1 protein-coding gene is annotated in these 1,261 nt (G+C 73.4%); it reads right to left on the minus strand.

The features are described 5' to 3' along the window. On the minus strand, positions 1-937 hold a 937-nt coding region (locus DJ81_RS18475; protein WP_141212625.1), incomplete at its 3' end, for an alanine--tRNA ligase-related protein. Between the last annotated feature and the right edge of the window lie 324 nt (positions 938-1,261).

Below are 1,261 nucleotides of genomic sequence, written 5' to 3' on the forward strand. Positions count from 1 at the left end.
CCTCCCGGACGCGGTCGACCTCGTCGCGGAGGCGGTCGACCGCGTCCGGGAGGTCACCGATCCGCGCGTCGAGGCTCGTCGCGGCGTCGAGCGCGGCCGCGTGGACCGCGGCGTCGTGGTCGATCGCGGTCGGGCCGACCGCGAACTCGACGCGGGTCACGCCCTCGCCGGGGTTCGACCGGTCGAGCACGGAGATCGGCCCGATCTCGCTCGTGTTCCGGACGTGGGTGCCGCCGCAGGCGGCGACGTCCCACGCGGACGCGGCGTCGCTCTCGCCGCCCGCGCCGTCTTCGCCGCCCCCGCCGCCCGCGCCGTCCTCGTCGCCCTCGCCGGCCGGGCCGTCCCCGCCGACCGTCACGACGCGGACCGCCTCGCTCCCGCTCATCGCGCCCTCCTCGGTCTTGGTGTTGAAGGCGATCCCCTCGATCGCGCGGGCCTCATCCTCCGGGAGCGTCTCCCACGAGACGGGCAGCGAGTCCCACACGGCGCGGTTGGCGAGTCGCTCCAGCTCGACGAGGTCCGCGTCGCCGATGGGGTCGGCCGTCGTCAGGTCGACGCGGACCTTCTCCGCCGCGATGTCGAAGCCGGCGTAGCCGAGGTCCTCGCAGGTCCGACGCGCGGCGCCGTAGAGCACGTGCGAGGCGGTGTGCGCCCGGGCGCAGTACGTCCGGAACGCGTCGTCGACGATCCCCGAGACCGTCTCGCCGACCGCGATCGACCCCGGCGGCTCCTCGCCCAGCACGTGGACGACCCGGCCGTCGCGCTCGGTCACGTCCTCGAGGAGGACGCCGTCGATCGTCCCCCGGTCCGCTGGCTGGCCGCCGGACTCGGCGTAGAAGAACGTCTCGCTCAGGACGACCTCGCGGCTGTCGACCGACTCCACCGTCGCCTCGAACTCCCTGACCTCGGGATCCGCCGGCGCGCGTGACGCTGTCATGGGCGACCCGTGGTCGCGGTCGGATAAATAGGTGTTCGCCTCGGCGTTCGTTTATAAATCATCCTGCGACGGCGCGTGCCGACGAGCGTCCGAGGGGCGCGAGTAGCGAGGGACCGAAGGTCCCTCTGACAGCCGGCGCGTGGCGCCGGCGATCGCACGCGCGAGGGAGGCGGACGGTCGTCGGCACGCGCCGTCGCAGGATGATTTATAAACGAACGCCGAGCCGAACACCTATTTATCCGACCGCGACCACGGGTCGCCCATGACAGCGTCACGCGCGCCGGCCGACCCCGCGGCCCGGGCGTTCGAGGCGACGGTGGAGTC

It is taken from the genome of Halorubrum sp. Hd13 (assembly GCF_002252755.1).
GTDB lineage: Archaea > Halobacteriota > Halobacteria > Halobacteriales > Haloferacaceae > Halorubrum.